Here is a 16,322-nt window from a genome sequence, read left to right on the forward strand (position 1 = left end):
GCACGGATCTAGGCTGATGGCATGACCGACGCCGTCGTCCTCGCCGCCCTGCTCGGCGTCGTCGGCGGCATCCTGCTCACGGTGCTGCTCCTGCTGGCCCGCCGCCTCGCCCGCGGCGGCGCCGACCTCGGCAGCGACGCGGACCGTGCGGCCCATCAGGCGCTGCACCAGGCGAGCCTCGCCGCCCGGCATCTGCGCGGCGGGCTCGCCGCACCGGAGGCCGCCAGGGCGGCGCGGCACCTGCGCGTGCTCCTCGGCAGCGCGGCGGTCGCGCTGGTCGACGAGGCGGATGCCGTGGCCTTCGATGGTTCATCGGACGGGCTCGAATCCGCCGCGGTCCGGATCGCTCAGCGCGTGCGCGACACCGGTCGACGGCAGGTGTTCGCGAAGCGGGACGATGTCGATGACGACCTGGAGGCGGTCGGCGCTCCGATCATCGTGGACGGCCGGGTGATCGGCGTCGTGGTGGCGTTCGCCGCACCCGTGCGCGCCGCCCTCGTCCGGGCGGCGGCCGAGGTCGCCGACTGGTGCGCGGCTCAGGTCGAGCTCGGTGGACTCGACGCCTCGCGCACCGCGCTCGCCGAGGCAGAGCTGCGCTCGCTGCGCGCACAGATCTCGCCGCACTTCATCTACAACGCGCTCACCGCGATCGCCTCGTTCATCCACGCCGACCCCGACCGCGCCCGTGACCTCGTGCTCGACTTCGCGGACTTCACGCGCTATTCGTTCCGCAGGCAGGGCGAGTTCACGACCGTCGCCGAGGAACTGGGCAGCATCCACCACTACCTGACCCTCGAGAGGGCGCGCTTCGGCGATCGGCTCGAGGTGACGCTGCGCATCGCGCCGGAGACGCTGGCCACCGTCATCCCGTTCCTGTCGGTTCAGCCGCTCGTCGAGAACGCGGTGCGGCACGGACTCGAACCGGGGGAGGGCGGCGGAACGATCCGCATCATCGCCGACGACGCCACGACCCACATCGAGATCACCGTCGAGGACGATGGGGTCGGGACGGACCCTGAGTCGTTGCGTGCGCTGCTCGATTCGGCGGATGACGGCGCGCACGTCGGGCTGCGCAACGTCGACACCCGCCTCCGCCAGTTGTACGGACCTGATGGCGGCCTGGTCGTCGAGACCAATGTCGGCGCCGGTACCCTGGTGCGGATGCGGATCCCGAAGTCGCAGCCCTTGCACGATCTGGAATCGGGGTGAGCTCATGATCGACGTGCTCGTCGCGGACGACGAGCGCCCGGCGCTCGACGAGATCGTCCATCTGCTGCAGGCGGACGCTCGGGTCGGCGAGATCCTGACCGCCTCATCGGGGGCGCAGGCGCTTGCGCTGCTGTCGGAGCGCGCGGTCGCCATCGCCTTCCTCGACATCCACATGCCCGGCCTCGGGGGCATGGATCTGGCCCGTGCCGTGTCGGCGCTGGCCGATCCGCCGGCGATCGTGTTCGTCACGGCCGACGACGCCAGAGCGGTCGACGCCTTCGAGCTGCGGGCCGCCGACTACCTGCTCAAGCCCCTTCGTGCCGAGCGTCTGCGGCGAGCGGTCGACCGGGTGATCGAACTGCAGGAGACGGCAGCGCCCTCCGGCGACGAGGTGCTGCCGGTCAGCGTCGGATCCGCCGTCCGTTTCGTGCACCGCTCCGACGTGCGCTGGGTGCAGGCACAGGGCGACTACTCGCGTCTGCACACCGGTGACGGCATCGGGCATCTCGTCCGCATCCCGATCTCCGAACTCGAGCAGCGCTGGTCGGATGCCGGCTTCCTCCGGATCCATCGTTCCTACCTCGTCGCCGGCGGCGCCGTGACCGAGGCGCGACTGTCCGGTGCAGAGCCGACGGTCGCGGTCGGCGTCATCGTGCTGCCCGTCTCGCGACGTCTGCTGCCGGGCGTGCGGGACGCCCTCGTCCGCCAGGGGCCGTCTCGGTGAACCAGCACGATCCGCCTCGGCGCGTGCGCGTCACCGGGGCGCCGGAGCGACGTCCGGCCCGCTGGACGTCGTCGACCCGCGGCATCGCGCTCCCCGGCACCGCTGCCGATGATGCGGATGCCGTGTACGCCCGCGCCCTGCGGCGCAGCCAGCTGCGACTCGCGCTCGGCACCGTGGCCGGCTTCGTGGTGGTGGCCACAGCCCTCACCCTCGTGCTCGCGCTCGTCCCCGAGATCGATGAGATCGTGCTGGTCGGGCTGCCGCTGTCCTGGCTGCTGCACGCGTTCGCGTTCTATCCGATCATCGCCGTCTTCGGCATCCTTTATGCCAGAGGAGCCGCACGCAACGAGCAGCGCTATCGCACCCTGCGGGACCGCGGATGAACGCGGTCCTCGACCTCGTCGGCGTCGCCCTGATCGTGATCGCGACCCTGCTGATCGGCATCTACGGTCTGCGGGTGTCGCGCACGACGAGCGACTTCTTCGTCGCATCGCGCACCGTCCGCCCGGTGTGGAACGCATCGGCCATCAGCGGCGAGTACCTGTCGGCCGGGACGTTCCTCGGGCTGTCGGGGCTCGTGCTGCTGGACGGATCCCGCGGCTTCTGGTTCCCCATCGGGTACGCCGCCGGGTACCTGCTCGTGCTCGTCTTCGCGGCGGCGCCGCTCAGACGCAGCGGGGCGTACACGATCCCGGACTTCATCGAGGCGCGGCTGGAGTCCCGGCGCGCGCGACGGGTCACGAGCCTCGCCGTCCTCCTCATCGGCTGGCTCTACATCGTGCCGCAGCTGCACGGCGCAGGGATCACGCTCGTGGTGGTCGCGGGCCTTCCGCAATGGGTCGGCGAAGTGGCGATCGCGGTGCTGGTCGCGGCATCCGTCGCGGCCGGAGGCATGCGGGCGATCACGTACGTGCAGGCGTTCCAGTACTGGCTCAAGCTCGCGGCCCTGCTCATCCCGGTGTTCGTCATCGCGTTCGCGCTGACGGGCGGCCCGCACGACATCGATCCGGCGATGGTCTTCCCTCCGGAGGAGGGGCCGGCAGGCCTGGATGCCTATGAGACCGTGTCCCTGCTGGTCGCGCTGCTGCTGGGGACGATGGGTCTTCCCCACGTGCTCGTCCGCTTCTACACGAGCCCCACCGGCGTCTCCGCGCGGCACACCACGGTCCTCGTCATCGTGATGGTGAGCGCCTTCTACGCGGTCTCCAGTGCGATGGGGCTGCTGGCGCGGATCGCCGCACCGGACCTCGCCCGGCCCGGCGTCGCCGACACCGTTGCACTCGTGCTCCCATCGCGCGTGCTCCCGGGTCCCATCGGCGAGCTGCTCACGGCGCTGATCGTCGCCGGTGCCTTCGCCGCGTTCCTCGCGACCTCGGCCGGACTCGTCGTGTCGCTGGCCGGAGTCGTGAGCCAGGATCTCTTCTCCGGATCAGTGCGCTCGTTCCGCCTCTCGGCGGTGCTGTGCAGCGCGGTACCCCTGGGATTCGCGCTGGTGACGATCCCCGCCGGCCTGGGCTCCAGCGTCGGCGTCGTGTTCGTGTTCGCGGCATCCTGTCTGTCGCCGATCGTCCTGCTCGGCGTGTGGTGGCGACGGCTGACCGCCCGCGGGGCGATCGCGGGGATGGTCACCGGAGGCGTGTCGTGCGCCCTCGCGTTCCTCGTGCACGGGGCCGTGAACGGCGTGGGTGCTGCCGCGCCGTTCCTTGCGCAGCCGGCGGCGTGGACGATTCCCCTCGCGACAGGCGTTGCGGTCGCGGTCTCGCTGCTGGATCCGCGGGGTGCGCCGTCGCGCGCGGATCGATATCTGGATCGTCTGCACACGCCGGAGCGACTGTAGACGATGGTCACTGGTGCGGTGTCCCCGATTCTCACTATCGTGAGCGACGGTGCGGCAACGCTGTCGCACCTCGACCATCAGGAGAGACCCATGGGACGAACCCCTCTCCGACTGGCAGCGGCCGCAACCCTGGCCGTGTTGTTCGTCGGATCGACAGCCACCGCAACCTTCGCGACCGAGGAGGTGACATCTCCCGCGCCCGTCGGAGGAGCCCCCGGCCACTACATCGTGGTCATGAAGGGCGACCCGCTCGCCACCTACACCGGTGACGTCGACGGACTGCGCTCCACCAAGCCGGACAAGGGCAAGCAGCTGGATGCCCGATCCGCGAACTCGCAGAAGTACGTCGCGCATCTGAAGAACGAGCAGCGCAAGCTCGCCGAGGACGCCGGCGTCGCACCCGATGCGACCTACCAGGTGACGCTCAACGGCTTCAGCGCCGACCTCACGGGCGATCAGGTCGACGAGCTACGCTCATCGAAGGACGTGCTCGGGGTCTTCCCCGATGAGATCCGGCATCCGGATGCGGTGTCGTCCACGGACTTCCTCGGGCTCGGCGACGACGCCACCGGCTCAGGGGGACTGTGGGAGCAGACCGGAGGCGTGGAGCACGCCGGTGAAGGGGTCGTGGTCGGTGTCGTCGACACCGGGATCGCTCCCGAGAACCCGTCGTTCGCCGGCGACAAGCTGAAGAAGAAGAACCACAAGAAGAGCGCCGGTCAGCCGTACAGCGACGGGTCGCACGTGTACTTCGAGAAGTCCGACGGCGGCACGTTCCGCAGCGCCATCGTCACAGGCCAGGAGTGGGACAAGCACGCCTACTCGACCAAGCTCGTCGGCGGGCAGTACTTCGCCTCCGGCGCCGAGGCGGCCGGCTTCGATTTCCAGTACGACTACCTCTCGCCGCGCGACGGAGCAGGCCACGGCTCGCACACCGCCAGCACGGCGGCAGGCGAGTTCGGTGTTGCGGCATCCGTCTCCGGCGTCGACTTCGGAACGATCTCCGGCGTCGCGCCCGCGGCCAAGATCGCCTCGTACAAGGCCTGCTACGAGGGCCCGGACCCGGCGGTCACGACCGACGACATCTGCGCGCTCAGCGATCTCATCGCCGCGATCGACCAGGCCGTCGCCGACGGCGTCGACGTGATCAACTACTCGATCGGCGGCGGCGCGGCCACCACCGTGCTCGCGCCGGACGACATCTCGTTCTTCAACGCGGCTGCGGCCGGCGTCTTCGTGTCCGTGAGCGCGGGCAACGACGGCCCTGACCCGGCGACCGCCGACCACGCCTCGCCCTGGTACACCACCGTCGCGGCGTCCACGATCCCGACCTGGGAGGGAACCGTCACCTTCGATGGCTTCGCCGAGGCGGGCGCCAGCGTCTCCGTCCCGTTCGGCGAGAGCGTCACCGGCCCGTCGATCTACGCAGGCGACGCCGCCGCGGCTGAGGGGGCGGCCCTGTGCCTCCCCGGCAGCCTCGACGCGGCGAAGGTCGCCGGACACATCGTGGTCTGCGACCGTGGTGAGAACGCGCGTGCCGAGAAGTCGCAGGTCGTCAAGGATGCCGGCGGCATCGGCATGGTGCTCGTGAACGTTCCTGGGGCGGCGGATTCGCTCGACAACGACTTCCACGTCGTCCCGTCGATCCATCTCGGATCCGTCCACCGTGAAGCCGTGCTCGCGTACGTGCAGGGCGGCACCGATCTTCCGATCACGCTGGTCGGCGAGAACACCACCGGCGAAGAGACGCCGACGCCGCAGATCGCCGGATTCTCGAGCCGCGGCCCGACGTACGCCGACGGTACGGACGTCATGAAGCCGGACGTCGCGGCCCCTGGTGTCGCGATCCTCGCGGCGACCAACAATGCGGGTGGAGCCGCGCCGACCTTCGGCATCCTGTCCGGCACGTCGATGGCCGCGCCGCACGTCGCGGGCCTCGGTGCGCTTTACCTGTCGGAGCGTCCGAACGCGGCACCGGCCGAGATCAAGTCCGCCCTGATGACGACCGCGTCGAACACGGTGCTCGCCGACGGTTCGGAGAACACGAACCCGTTCGAGCAGGGTGCAGGCCAGGTCGAGCCGACTCGCTTCTTCGAACCGGGGATGCTGTACCTCAACGGCGCAGCCGACTGGGCGGCGTTCCTCGAGGGCAAGCAGCTCGCCGAGTTCGACGGCATCGACCCGATCGACGGGAGCGACCTGAACCTCGCGTCCATCTCGATCGGCACGCTGACCAGCGAGCAGACCGTGACGCGCACTGTCACCTCGACCGCTGCCGGCACCTACACGGCATCCGCTGAGGTCGCCGGGCTCGACGTGACCGTCGAGCCGTCGACGCTCACGTTCGGCGCGGCGGGCGAGACCGCGACCTTCACGGTCACGGTCGACAACGTCAGCGCCCCGGTCGAGCAGTGGGCCACCGGTTCGCTGACCTGGACGGGTGAGGACCGCGAGGTCCGTTCGCCCATCGCCGTGTTCCCGGTGACGGCAGATGCTCCGGCCGAGGTGGCCGGCACGGGTGTCGACGGCAGCACCACGGTGGAGGTCACTCCCGGTCTGACCGGCGAGCTGCCGCTCGCTCTGTCGGGTCTGACGCCGTTCCAGCTGCTGCTCGACGAGGCGAACCCCGTGGCGGGACACTCGGGTGACGAGAACTCCGGTGACGAGAACAAGAACGTGTCCTGGATCGTCGATGTGCCGGAGGGGACGACGCTCGCGCGTTTCGATCTCGACTCGTCGGATGACGAGGGCAGCGATCTCGACCTCACGGTGTACCGCGTCGTGAGCCCCGATGATCTGCGCTACTACCAGGTGTGGCAGTCGGCCACGGGGTCAGCGGACGAGCAGGTCACGGTCGCGGCTCCCACGGCAGGCACGTACCGCGTGGTCGCGAACATGTACTCCACCACCGGGCCGATGACGTGGGACATGTCCTACGCCGCGGTGCAGCCGGCCGGTGAGGGTGCGTTCACGGCGACACCGAATCCGTTGGATGCGGTGCGGGGAGTGCCGACCGGCTACGACGTGTCGTGGTCGGGTCTGGCCGCCGGCACGCGCTACCTCGGGGTCGTGCAGTACGGCGACTCCGCGGTGCGCACGGTCGTGACGGTCGACGCGCAGTAGCAGTACGAGCGGGCGGGGCGGATGCTGCGGCATCCGCCCCGCCTTTCTCGTTCGTTGTCCTCGTTCGTTGTCCTCGTTCGTTGAGCGAGGACGGCGGAGCCGCCCGAGTCGAAACGCGCCGAGCTTCTCAGATCTGTTCGAGAAAACCCAGCCCGGTCCCTTGCCTTATCTCGTAGTTATGTTCTAAACTGAAGCATGGCATTCATCACCGAGGATCGAACAGCACGCGAGGACGCGATGCTGGAATCCTTCGAGTCCGTGAACGCGCAGATCGCGTCGTTGGAGGCCGAGCGGGCGCGCCTGCTCGCCGAGCGATTCGACATTCTGCTCGACGAGGACCCGTTCGGGTCTGCGCATCACGAGATCTCAGTGCGGTCGCTGGTGGCCGAACTCGCCGCGGTCTCGCACCTCTCCACCGGGACGGCGAGCGCCCTGCTGCACCGCTCCCACACTCTCGCCCGCGAGTTCCCCCTGGTCTGGCGGGCGCTGCGCGACGGGGCGATCACCTCCCGTCACGCCGACGCGATCATCACCGGCGCGTCGGCGTTGTCCGCACGCTCCGATGCCGAGTTGACCGAGTATCAGGGGCGGGCGCTCGAGGTCGCGGTCTCCGAGAGCCCTGGCCGCACCCTGATCATGGTGAAGGCGATCGCCGCGTCCATCGCGCCGACCACGGTCGCCGAACGGTACCGGCAGGCGCTGTCATCCCGGCAGGCCCGCACCTATCCGCTCGACGACGGCATCTCCCAGCTCGTGCTCTCCGGCCCGGAGTACCTCATCCAGGCCGCCTACGACCGCGCGACCGAGACCGCCACGCAGATTATCGCCCAACGCCCCACGATCGGGCCGGCCGAGAACGACGACCGCACCCTCGACCAGATCCGCGCCGACGTCATGCTCGAACTGCTCCTCGCGAGCGAACTCGGCAGCGCCACCGGCACCCCGGCCGAAGCGATCCGCGCAACCATCCAGGTCACGATCGCCGCCACCACCCTCGCCGGCGACGACGACAAGATGGCCCACCTCGACGGATTCGGGCCGATGCTCCCCGAACACGTCGGCCCCCTCGCCGCACGCGCCCCGCAGTGGACACGCCTGTTTCTCGACCCGGCCGGAATGCTCACCATCACCGACACGTACACCCCATCCGCATCGATGAAACGCTACCTCCGCGCCCGCGACCAACGCTGCCGGTTCCCCGGCTGCCAGCGCGCCGCGCGACGATGCCAGATCGACCACAACCATGACCACGCCAAAGGCGGGGCCACCGAACTGTGCAACCTGAGCTGCTTCTGCGTCAACCACCACACCCTGAAGCACCCCGACCTGCTCGACCGACACCGATGGTCGGTCACTCAGCTCCCCGACGGCGTCATCGCCTGGACGAGCCCGATGGGACGCACCTACATCGACGAACCACCACCACGCGTGATGTTCGTCTGAACATCAGCGCCCTCGCCCCTTCGTTCGTTGAGCGAGCGGCTCCGGCCGCGCGCGGAGGCTCCGCGGGACGCGAAGTGGTCTGCGGAGCCGGGGTGGAGATCGAAACGCGTCAGGCCGCTGAGGTCCGCCGCTGGCGTCAGATCCGCCGGCGACGCGGCATCAGGCGCACGTGCGGCAACTCGGGCGCCGGAATCCTCTCGTCGCCGTGGGTGACGACATGCCCGAACCGTGACGAGCCCGCTTCCCAATCGTCGCGAGCATCAGCGATCTCCTCGTGCGTGCGCGCGGCGAAGTTCCACCACATCACCAGGTCCTCTTCGAACGGCTCCCCGCCGAGGAGGAAAAGCAGAGCCCCCGACTCGCTCGTCACCGACACCGAATCCCGAGAGTCGCCGAGATAGAGCATCAGGTTGCGCTCGAAGACGACACCTTCGACGGCCGCGTCTCCTTCGACCAGCACGACGGCATGCTCCCAGACCCGATTCAGCGGCAGCTCGACCGTGCTGCCGGCCGGCACCGCGATCTCGGCGCCCACGATGGGCGTGTGCACGGTCGCGGGGGAGCGGACGCCGGCGAACTCACCGAGCACCACGGTGGCCTCGGCATCCTGACCCAGAGCAACGGTCGGAAGCGACGTGTGCTGCTCGAAACCGCCTGATCCGAGGCGGGCCGACTCGGGCAGAACCACCCAGAGCTGCAGCGCATCGAGCGCGATGGGATCCTCGCCGAGCGAGTACTCGGAGTGCGAGATGCCGTTTCCGGCGGTCATGAGGTTGAGCTGGCCTCGGCGCAGCGTCACGTCGCTGTCGACCGAGTCGCGGTGCCGCATGTCTCCGACGAGCGGCCACGTCACGGTCTGCAGGCCGATGTGCGGGTGGGGTTCGACGCGCATGCGCACCGGCCCCGGCCCGAACCGGTCGAGGAAGCACCACGCGCCCACCGTCGGCAGATCCTTGTTCGGCAGCGTCCGCAGCACGTTCATCGCCCGGACGCCGCCGAGCGGCACCTCACGCGGCTCGAGCGGGATGCTGCGCTGGCCGATCATTCGCCCGGAACCTGCGGCCAGCGGATCTCGGCACCCTCGACGTCGTGCTTCTTGAGGTAGGAGGCGATGTACGGGCAGTACGGCGCGATCGTGTCGCCGGATGCCGCGGCGTCCGCCAGCGCATCGGCCGCGAGCGCACCGGCGAGGCCTCGGCCCTGGAAAGCCGGGTCGACCTCGGTGTGCGTGAAGCGGATCTCGCCGGGGCGGCGCTCGAAATCGGCGAATCCGGCGAGCGTGTCCCCGAGGCGGACCTCGTAACGGGAGGCCTCATCGTTGCGGGTGACGGTGATGTCTTCGGTCATGGCTGCTCCTTCACGTCTGCCTCCACACTAGGACGCCTGTGGAGGACTCGGGCGGGTGTCGGTCCGGCCGGTTACGCTGGAGGGATGCCGCAGACTCCCCGTGACCCGTACGAGGACCTGCCCTACGCAGACGAGCCCTGGGACAATGCGTACCCGCCCGAGCCCATGGACTGGGAGCCGCAGGCCGACGGCTGGGAGCCGCCGCTGGACTGGGGCCCTGGGCCGTCGACGCCGGTCGGCGCTGCGCCCGCGGCATCCGCGCCCGCGGCATCCGCACCTGCGGTCACGCCGTCGCGCTACCCGACCGCGCTCGAGGCGCTGCACACCGTCTTCGGGTACGACGAGTTCCGCGGCGATCAGGCGGCGATCGTCGAGCAGGTGATCTCCGGCGGCGACGCCGTCGTGCTCATGCCGACGGGTGGAGGCAAGTCGGTCACCTACCAGGTGCCGGCTCTCGTGCGCGAGGGCACAGGGCTCGTGATCAGCCCGTTGATCGCGCTCATGCACGACCAGGTCGACGCACTCCGCGCCAACGGGGTGCGGGCCGCGTACCTGAACTCGACCCAGTCGCCGAGCGAGCGCGCGCAGGTGGAGCGCGACTATGTGACCGGGCAACTGGATCTCATCTACGTCGCCCCCGAGCGGCTCTCGAGTCCTGCGACGACGGCGCTGCTGCAACGCGGAACGCTCAGCGTGATCGCGATCGACGAGGCCCATTGCGTGTCGCAGTGGGGTCACGACTTCCGCCCCGACTATCTCGCGCTCGGCGATCTGGGCGAGCGCTTCCCGGGCGTTCCTCGGATGGCACTCACGGCCACGGCGACGCACGCCACGCACAAGGAGATCACCGCTCGGCTCGACCTCGGCCGCGCCGAGCACTTCGTGGCGAGCTTCGATCGCCCCAACATCCAGTACCGGATCGTTCCGAAGGTCGAACCGCGCAAGCAGCTGGTGGCGTTCATCCGCTCGATGGATCCCGGAGCCGCGGGTATCGTCTACGCGCTCAGCCGGAAGTCTGTCGAGCAGACCGCGGACCATCTCGCCGCGCAGGGCTTCGACGCGCTGCCCTATCACGCGGGTCTCCCGGCTGAGGTGCGCGCGGCGAACCAGGCGCGATTCCTGCGTGAAGACGGCGTCGTCATGGTCGCCACCATCGCGTTCGGCATGGGCATCGACAAGCCGGACGTCCGCTTCGTCGCGCACATCGACCTGCCCAAGTCGGTCGAGGGCTACTACCAGGAGACCGGTCGCGCAGGGCGCGATGGCGAGCCCTCGATCGCATGGATGGCGTACGGGCTGGGCGACGTCGTGCAGCAGCGGCGGATGATCGACCAGAGCCCAGGCGACCGCACCTTCAAGATGCGGCTGGGGCAGCACCTCGACGCCATGCTCGCTCTCTGCGAGACCGTCGAATGCCGTCGGCAGAACCTGCTCGGCTACTTCGGGCAGGATTCGCAGCCGTGCGGCAACTGCGACACCTGCCTCGAGCATCCAGAGACCTTCGACGGGCTGATCCCCGCGCAGAAGCTGCTGTCGACGGTGGTGCGCCTCAAGCGCGAGCGCAATCAGGCGTTCGGCGCCGGCCACCTCATCGACATCCTCCGCGGGGCGTCGAACGACCGCATCCGCAAGTTCGGGCACGATCAGCTCGCCACGTACGGCATCGGCGCAGACCTGTCCGATCAGGACTGGCGAAGCGTCGTGCGTCAGCTGCTCGCCCGTGGCATCCTCGTCGCGCAGGGCGACTACGGCACGCTCGCGCCGGGGGATGCCGCGGCTGGCGTCCTGAAGGGCGAGATGCCCGTGCCGCTGCGCAAGGACACGATCGGTCGGGTGAGCACCGCCAGAGTGCGCAAGTCCGCGGCGGCGGCATCCGTCGCGGAAGGCGATCAGGGACTCTTCGAAGCTCTGCGGACGTGGCGGGCCGAGGCGGCGCGCGAGCAGGGCGTGCCCGCTTACATCGTCTTCGGCGATACGACGCTGCGTGCGCTCGCCGAGCGCCGCCCGGCGACGCTGACCGATCTCGACGGGATCACCGGCATCGGTGCGAAGAAGCGCGAGGCGTACGGCGATGCCGTGCTCGCGGTGATCGCAGCGGCGTGATCGGCCGCGGCTCACGCCCTCGGTAGCACGTCCTCCAGGTGCGCCGCCAGATGCTCGGCGACGTCGATGGCGTTCCGGTCGTACAGCCACTGGTACTGCAGGCCGTCCCACAGTGCGACCAGCCAGATCGCCTCGTGCTCGGGGTCGCGATGCGCGGGGAGCGCGCCCTCGGCCTGCGCGGCGCGGAACAGCTCGGCGAACTGGTCGATCGTGCGCGTGAACCGATCGCGGAAGTACTCGTGCGCAGGATGGGATGCCGGCACGGCTTCGCACGACAGCACGGCATACACCTCGATCAGGCCAGGCGCCGTCTTCGCGTTGTCGGCGGCGCCTTCCGGCATCGCCCGCAGCTCCGCCGCCGCGGTGGCCGCCGGCGCATAGGAAGGGCGCGACTGGATCGTCCGGTCGCGTTCGGCGAGCACGGCCCCGAGCAGCGCCTCTTTCGTCGGATAGTGGTGCATGAGCGACGACTTGGAGACGCCGACCTTCTCCGCGATCTCACGCAGGCTCGTGTCGCCGTAGCCCTCGGCTGCGAACAGCGCCATCGCATCCGTGACGATCTTGGCGCGCTTGATACGACCGGACGCGTATCCGGATTCGTCCTCCGCCGGGAAGAACGCCGCAAGCGGGCGGAACGCCGTCTCGGCGCCGGGCGGCGATTCCTCGGGTGAGCGCCAGCCCACCGGCAGCGCCCACATCGCCTCGCGCTCCTCGAGCATCGACACGACGTCGACGCGCTCGGGCAGATACTGCTCGAGCAGCTGCAATCCATCCCAGGCCGCCGTCATCCGCACGGCTTCGCCCAACGGGTCGCGATCATCGGAGACGGTGCCCTGCAGCACGGCATCCTCCATCGCCTCGCCGGTCATCGCGGTGATGCGGGCGTAGCGCTCGCGCATGGCGTCGTGCGCGGGGTGCGACGGCGTCGACGCCTCGCCCATCAGCGCGGCATACAGGGCGAGGTACCCGCGCGTGCGCTCATTGCGCTTGGCGATCTCGATGAACGGAAGCGCGCCCGGCTCTCCGGCGGCGACGACCTCCTCGTACACCTCGGCGTTCGCGTCCTCCAGGCTCTCGACCACCGTGGCGAGGAGCTCATCCTTGGTCGCGAAATGCTTGAGCACCCCTGGATGACTGACGCCGGCGGTCACCGCGATGCCGCGTAGCGATGTCGAGCGGTAGCCGTAGGCGATGAACATCTCGCGTGCGGCGTGAACGATGCGCGCGCGCGTCTGCTCGGTGCTCGCCTTGCGAGCCCGTGGTACGGCAACGATCATCCGGTCCTCCTCCGTCATCCTAACGACCTCGAGTTACCACGCAGACGTATTTGAGTTACCACACGGTCGGGTTTCATGTATTCTTCTGAATGCAGCCGCGTCGCAGAGGACAAGCGGCACACCCGAGAGGACCCCTTCCCATGACAGAGATGTCATCCGCCGCGAACGTCGCGGCCGTCGGCACGACCGGTTTCAAGGCGCCGGGAACCACCCCGCAGAAGACCCCGCGCGGCTATACGCCCGCACTCGCCGGCGTGAACTTCGGCGTGTACCTGTCCCTGCTGACGCCGGTCATGGTCGCCATGGCATTCAAGATCCAGCATCTGGATGCCGCGAACGCCGACGCCAATCTCGGACTCGTCCTCGGCGTCGGAGCCTTCTTCGCCCTGATCTGCAACCCGCTCGTCGGCCGGCTCTCCGACCGCACGACGTCGCGGTGGGGCATGCGCCGCCCGTGGATCCTCGGCGGCGCGATCGTCGGGCTCGGCGGCTTCGCGATCATCGGCGCGGCGACGTCGGTCTGGGTGGTCCTGCTGGCCTGGTGCCTCGTGCAGGGCTCCATGAACGCCGTCCTGGCCGCAGCGAACGCGACCATCCCCGACCAGTCGCCGGTCGCCAGCCGCGGCAAGGTCTCCGGTGTCGTCGGCATCGCGACACCCCTCGGCATCCTCGCCGGCAGCTTCATCGTCAACTTCCTGCCCGGTGACTTCGAGCGGTTCGTCGTGCCGGGGGCGATCGCCACCGTCCTGGCCGTGGTCTTCGTGCTGGTCCTGAAGGACCGTCGACTGGAGCACAAGCCGGCCGAGAAGTTCACGATCGGGATGTTCTTCGGCTCGTTCGTCTTCAACCCGCGCAAGAACCCCGACTTCGGCTGGACCTGGCTCACCAAGTTCTTCGTCATGTTCGGATACGCCGGCATCGCGACCTACCTGCCGTACTTCCTGCAGGCCAAGTTCGCGCTGGGGGAGCAGGAGGCGGTCACGACGATCCTGTTCGCGAACATCGCCTCCACGCTCGCCATGGTGTTCTCCTCGCCCATCGCCGGCATCCTGTCGGACAAGTTCGGCAAGCGCCGTCCGTTCGTCGCCATCGCCGGCGTCGTGATGGTGTTCGGCCTCGTGCTGCTGGCGATCGCGCCGAGCATCGCCGTCGTGATCGTCGCCCAGGCCATCATCGGCTTCGGCGCCGGATCGTTCCTCTCGGTGGACCTCGCCCTGGCGACCCAGGTGCTGCCGAACCCCGAGGACACAGCCAAGGACCTGGGCGTCCTGAACATGGCGAATGCGCTGCCGCAGTCGATCGCTCCCGCGATCGCACCCACGATCATCGCGATCGGTGCTGCGACGCCGCTCGGCGGCTACACCACCTGGTACCTCTTCGGCGCTCTCGTCGCGCTGGCCGGTGCCGTGCTCGTCTACCGGATCAAGGGAGTCAAGTGATGACGGATGTCATGAACCAGCAGAGCCAGGCGGATGCTGTGAACGACCGCCCCTGGCTGGATGCCTCGCTCGCGGTGGAAGACCGCGTTCAGCTGCTGCTGGATGCGATGACGGTCGAGGAGAAAGCGGGCATGTTCTTCCACACCATGATCGCGATCGCCGACGTCGATGAGGCGAACCCCGCGTTCGGCCTGCCGTCGGCACGGGAGTTCGTCGAGGCGCGCCACATGACGCACTTCAACCTGCTCGGCGCGGCGCCCACCGGGCGCGAGATCGCCGCGTGGCAGAACGAGATCCAGCGCCTCGCGGCATCCACTCGCCTCGGCATCCCTGTGACGCTGTCGACCGATCCGCGGCACTCGTTCAGCGACAACCCCGGTGCCGCGATCATGGCGGGTCCGTTCTCGCAGTGGCCGGAGACCCTCGGTCTCGCGGCGATCCGCGACGAGGCGCTCGTCGAGCGCTTCGGCGACATCGCGCGTCAGGAGTACACCGCGGTCGGGCTGCGCGTCGCGCTGCACCCGCAGGTCGATCTCGCCACCGAGCCTCGCTGGGCGCGGCAGACCGCGACGTTCGGCGAGGACGCGGAGCTGGCGGGGCGCCTCGGCGCCGCGTACATCCGTGGCTTCCAGGGCGAATCGTTCGGCCCTGGTTCGGTGTCGACCATGACGAAGCACTTCCCCGGCGGCGGCCCGCAGCAGGACGGCGAGGACCCGCACTTCGCGTACGGCCGCGAACAGGTCTATCCCGGCGGGCAGTTCGAGCTGCACCCGAAGCCGTTCGAGGCGGCCTTCGAGGCAGGCACGCGGCAGATCATGCCGTACTACGGGATGCCGGTGGGCACCGAATACGAGGAGGTCGGATTCGGGTTCAACAAGTCCGTCATCACGGGGCTGCTGCGCGAGCGCTTCGGATTCGACGGTCTGGTCTGCACCGACTGGGGCCTGATCACCGATGCCGAGATCTTCGGCGACCACCACCCGGCGCGCGCGTGGGGCGTGGAGGAGCTGACTCCGAAGGAGCGCGTCGCCAAGGTGCTGGATGCCGGAGCCGACCAGTTCGGAGGCGAGGCCTGTCCGGAGCTGCTGCTCGAGCTCGTCGCTGACGGCACGATCGCCGAGGAGCGCCTGGATGCATCCGCTCGCCGGATCCTGCGCGAGAAGTTCGAGCTCGGACTGTTCGAGAACCCTTTCGTGGACGAGGACGCCGCGGACGGCATCGTGGGCCGTGCCGACTTCCGTGCCGCGGGGGAGGCGGCTCAGCGCGCCTCGGTCACGGTGCTGACGAACGAGGGGGCGCTTCCGTTCGCCCGCGGCGTGAAGCTCTACGTAGAAGGAATCGCGCTGGAAGTCGCGGCATCCTTCGGCGAGGTCGTGGAGACTCCGACCGAGGCCGACATCGCCGTGCTGCGGCTGCAGGCTCCGTACGAGCAGCGGGCGACGGCGTTCGAGAACTTCTTCCACGCAGGGTCGCTCGCCTTCGCCGCTGATGTGATCGAACACGTGCGGTCGGTCGCGGCATCCGTGCCGACGGTCGTCGACGTACTCGTCGACCGCCCGGCGATCCTGACCGAGATCACGGATGCCGCGGCATCCGTGACGGTGAACTGGGGCGCGTCGGCCGAGGCTCTGCTGGATGTGCTCACGGGTGCGGCGGCGCCGAAGGGGCGCCTGCCCTTTGACCTGCCGCGGTCGATGGCAGCCGTCGAGGCCTCGCGGCCCGACGTCCCGTTCGATACGGCCGACCCCCTGTTCCGCTTCGGGCACGGTCTCGAACTGTAACAATCCGATACTTCGCAGAGGGCGTATCCGCGGACTTCC

At 69.3% G+C, this 16,322-nt stretch carries 12 protein-coding genes; 9 read left to right on the forward strand and 3 right to left on the reverse strand.

The window, feature by feature from the left end:
- Positions 1-21: 21 nt before the first annotated feature.
- The 6 genes from AC3ANJ_RS02615 (at position 22) to AC3ANJ_RS02640 (ending at position 8,336) form a co-directional block, all read left to right on the forward strand.
- The gene (locus tag AC3ANJ_RS02615; protein ID WP_488318099.1) at positions 22-1,209 is read left to right on the forward strand and encodes a sensor histidine kinase; all 1,188 of its coding nucleotides are present in this window, start codon (positions 22-24) and stop codon (positions 1,207-1,209) included.
- 4 nt (positions 1,210-1,213) lie between these two features.
- Entirely contained in the window at positions 1,214-1,933 is a 720-nt protein-coding gene (locus AC3ANJ_RS02620) for a LytR/AlgR family response regulator transcription factor (protein ID WP_488318100.1), read from the forward strand.
- A complete protein-coding gene (locus AC3ANJ_RS02625) occupies positions 1,930-2,316 on the forward strand; it encodes a heavy metal transporter (protein ID WP_488318101.1) in 387 nt (128 codons plus the stop codon). The genes AC3ANJ_RS02620 and AC3ANJ_RS02625 overlap by 4 nt, the downstream gene beginning before the upstream one ends.
- The gene (locus tag AC3ANJ_RS02630) at positions 2,313-3,770 is read left to right on the forward strand and encodes a sodium/solute symporter (protein WP_488318102.1); all 1,458 of its coding nucleotides are present in this window, start codon (positions 2,313-2,315) and stop codon (positions 3,768-3,770) included. The genes AC3ANJ_RS02625 and AC3ANJ_RS02630 overlap by 4 nt, the downstream gene beginning before the upstream one ends.
- Positions 3,771-3,860: 90 nt before the next feature.
- Positions 3,861-6,893, forward strand: coding sequence for a S8 family serine peptidase (locus AC3ANJ_RS02635; protein ID WP_488318103.1), 3,033 nt, complete (start codon positions 3,861-3,863; stop codon positions 6,891-6,893).
- A gap of 195 nt (positions 6,894-7,088) precedes the next feature.
- Positions 7,089-8,336 (forward strand): HNH endonuclease signature motif containing protein, encoded by a 1,248-nt coding sequence (locus AC3ANJ_RS02640; RefSeq protein ID WP_488318104.1) that lies wholly within the window; start codon positions 7,089-7,091, stop codon positions 8,334-8,336.
- Positions 8,337-8,472: 136 nt separating this feature from the next.
- Here AC3ANJ_RS02640 and AC3ANJ_RS02645 read toward each other — a convergent pair whose 3' ends face one another.
- On the reverse strand, positions 8,473-9,381 hold the full coding sequence (locus AC3ANJ_RS02645; RefSeq protein WP_488318105.1) for a pirin family protein: 909 nt from the start codon (positions 9,379-9,381) through the stop codon (positions 8,473-8,475).
- On the reverse strand, positions 9,378-9,683 hold the full coding sequence (locus AC3ANJ_RS02650; RefSeq protein ID WP_488318106.1) for a GNAT family N-acetyltransferase: 306 nt from the start codon (positions 9,681-9,683) through the stop codon (positions 9,378-9,380). Before AC3ANJ_RS02650 ends, AC3ANJ_RS02645 begins: the two co-directional genes overlap by 4 nt.
- 84 nt (positions 9,684-9,767) lie before the next feature.
- On the opposite strand from AC3ANJ_RS02650, the gene recQ reads away from it, so the two are divergent.
- Positions 9,768-11,786: a DNA helicase RecQ gene (recQ, locus tag AC3ANJ_RS02655; RefSeq protein WP_488318107.1), complete on the forward strand. Its 2,019-nt coding sequence runs from the start codon at positions 9,768-9,770 to the stop codon at positions 11,784-11,786.
- A gap of 11 nt (positions 11,787-11,797) precedes the next feature.
- Here recQ and AC3ANJ_RS02660 read toward each other — a convergent pair whose 3' ends face one another.
- Positions 11,798-13,063 carry a TetR/AcrR family transcriptional regulator gene (locus tag AC3ANJ_RS02660; RefSeq protein ID WP_488318108.1) on the reverse strand — a complete coding sequence of 422 codons (1,266 nt, stop codon included), beginning with the start codon at positions 13,061-13,063 and terminating at the stop codon, positions 11,798-11,800.
- A gap of 140 nt (positions 13,064-13,203) precedes the next feature.
- Between AC3ANJ_RS02660 and AC3ANJ_RS02665 the strand changes: the two genes are divergently transcribed.
- On the forward strand, positions 13,204-14,502 hold the full coding sequence (locus tag AC3ANJ_RS02665; protein ID WP_488318109.1) for an MFS transporter: 1,299 nt from the start codon (positions 13,204-13,206) through the stop codon (positions 14,500-14,502).
- Positions 14,502-16,283 (forward strand): glycoside hydrolase family 3 protein, encoded by a 1,782-nt coding sequence (locus AC3ANJ_RS02670; RefSeq protein WP_488318110.1) that lies wholly within the window; start codon positions 14,502-14,504, stop codon positions 16,281-16,283. The genes AC3ANJ_RS02665 and AC3ANJ_RS02670 overlap by 1 nt, the downstream gene beginning before the upstream one ends.
- Positions 16,284-16,322: the final 39 nt, after the last annotated feature.

This window comes from Microbacterium sp. STRO-1N (genome assembly GCF_057748015.1).

Excerpts from the sequence above, each read along its gene's own strand:
- recQ (WP_488318107.1), top strand. The coding sequence starts at position 9,768 with ATGCCGCAGACTCCCCGTGACCCGTACGAGGACCTGCCCTACGCAGAC.
- AC3ANJ_RS02660 (WP_488318108.1), bottom strand. The coding sequence starts at position 13,063 with ATGATCGTTGCCGTACCACGGGCTCGCAAGGCGAGCACCGAGCAGACG.
- AC3ANJ_RS02640 (WP_488318104.1), top strand. The coding sequence starts at position 7,089 with ATGGCATTCATCACCGAGGATCGAACAGCACGCGAGGACGCGATGCTG.
- AC3ANJ_RS02665 (WP_488318109.1), top strand. The coding sequence starts at position 13,204 with ATGACAGAGATGTCATCCGCCGCGAACGTCGCGGCCGTCGGCACGACC.
- AC3ANJ_RS02620 (WP_488318100.1), top strand. The coding sequence starts at position 1,214 with ATGATCGACGTGCTCGTCGCGGACGACGAGCGCCCGGCGCTCGACGAG.
- AC3ANJ_RS02635 (WP_488318103.1), top strand. The coding sequence starts at position 3,861 with ATGGGACGAACCCCTCTCCGACTGGCAGCGGCCGCAACCCTGGCCGTG.
- AC3ANJ_RS02650 (WP_488318106.1), bottom strand. The coding sequence starts at position 9,683 with ATGACCGAAGACATCACCGTCACCCGCAACGATGAGGCCTCCCGTTAC.
- AC3ANJ_RS02670 (WP_488318110.1), top strand. The coding sequence starts at position 14,502 with ATGACGGATGTCATGAACCAGCAGAGCCAGGCGGATGCTGTGAACGAC.
- AC3ANJ_RS02630 (WP_488318102.1), top strand. The coding sequence starts at position 2,313 with ATGAACGCGGTCCTCGACCTCGTCGGCGTCGCCCTGATCGTGATCGCG.
- AC3ANJ_RS02615 (WP_488318099.1), top strand. The coding sequence starts at position 22 with ATGACCGACGCCGTCGTCCTCGCCGCCCTGCTCGGCGTCGTCGGCGGC.
- AC3ANJ_RS02645 (WP_488318105.1), bottom strand. The coding sequence starts at position 9,381 with ATGATCGGCCAGCGCAGCATCCCGCTCGAGCCGCGTGAGGTGCCGCTC.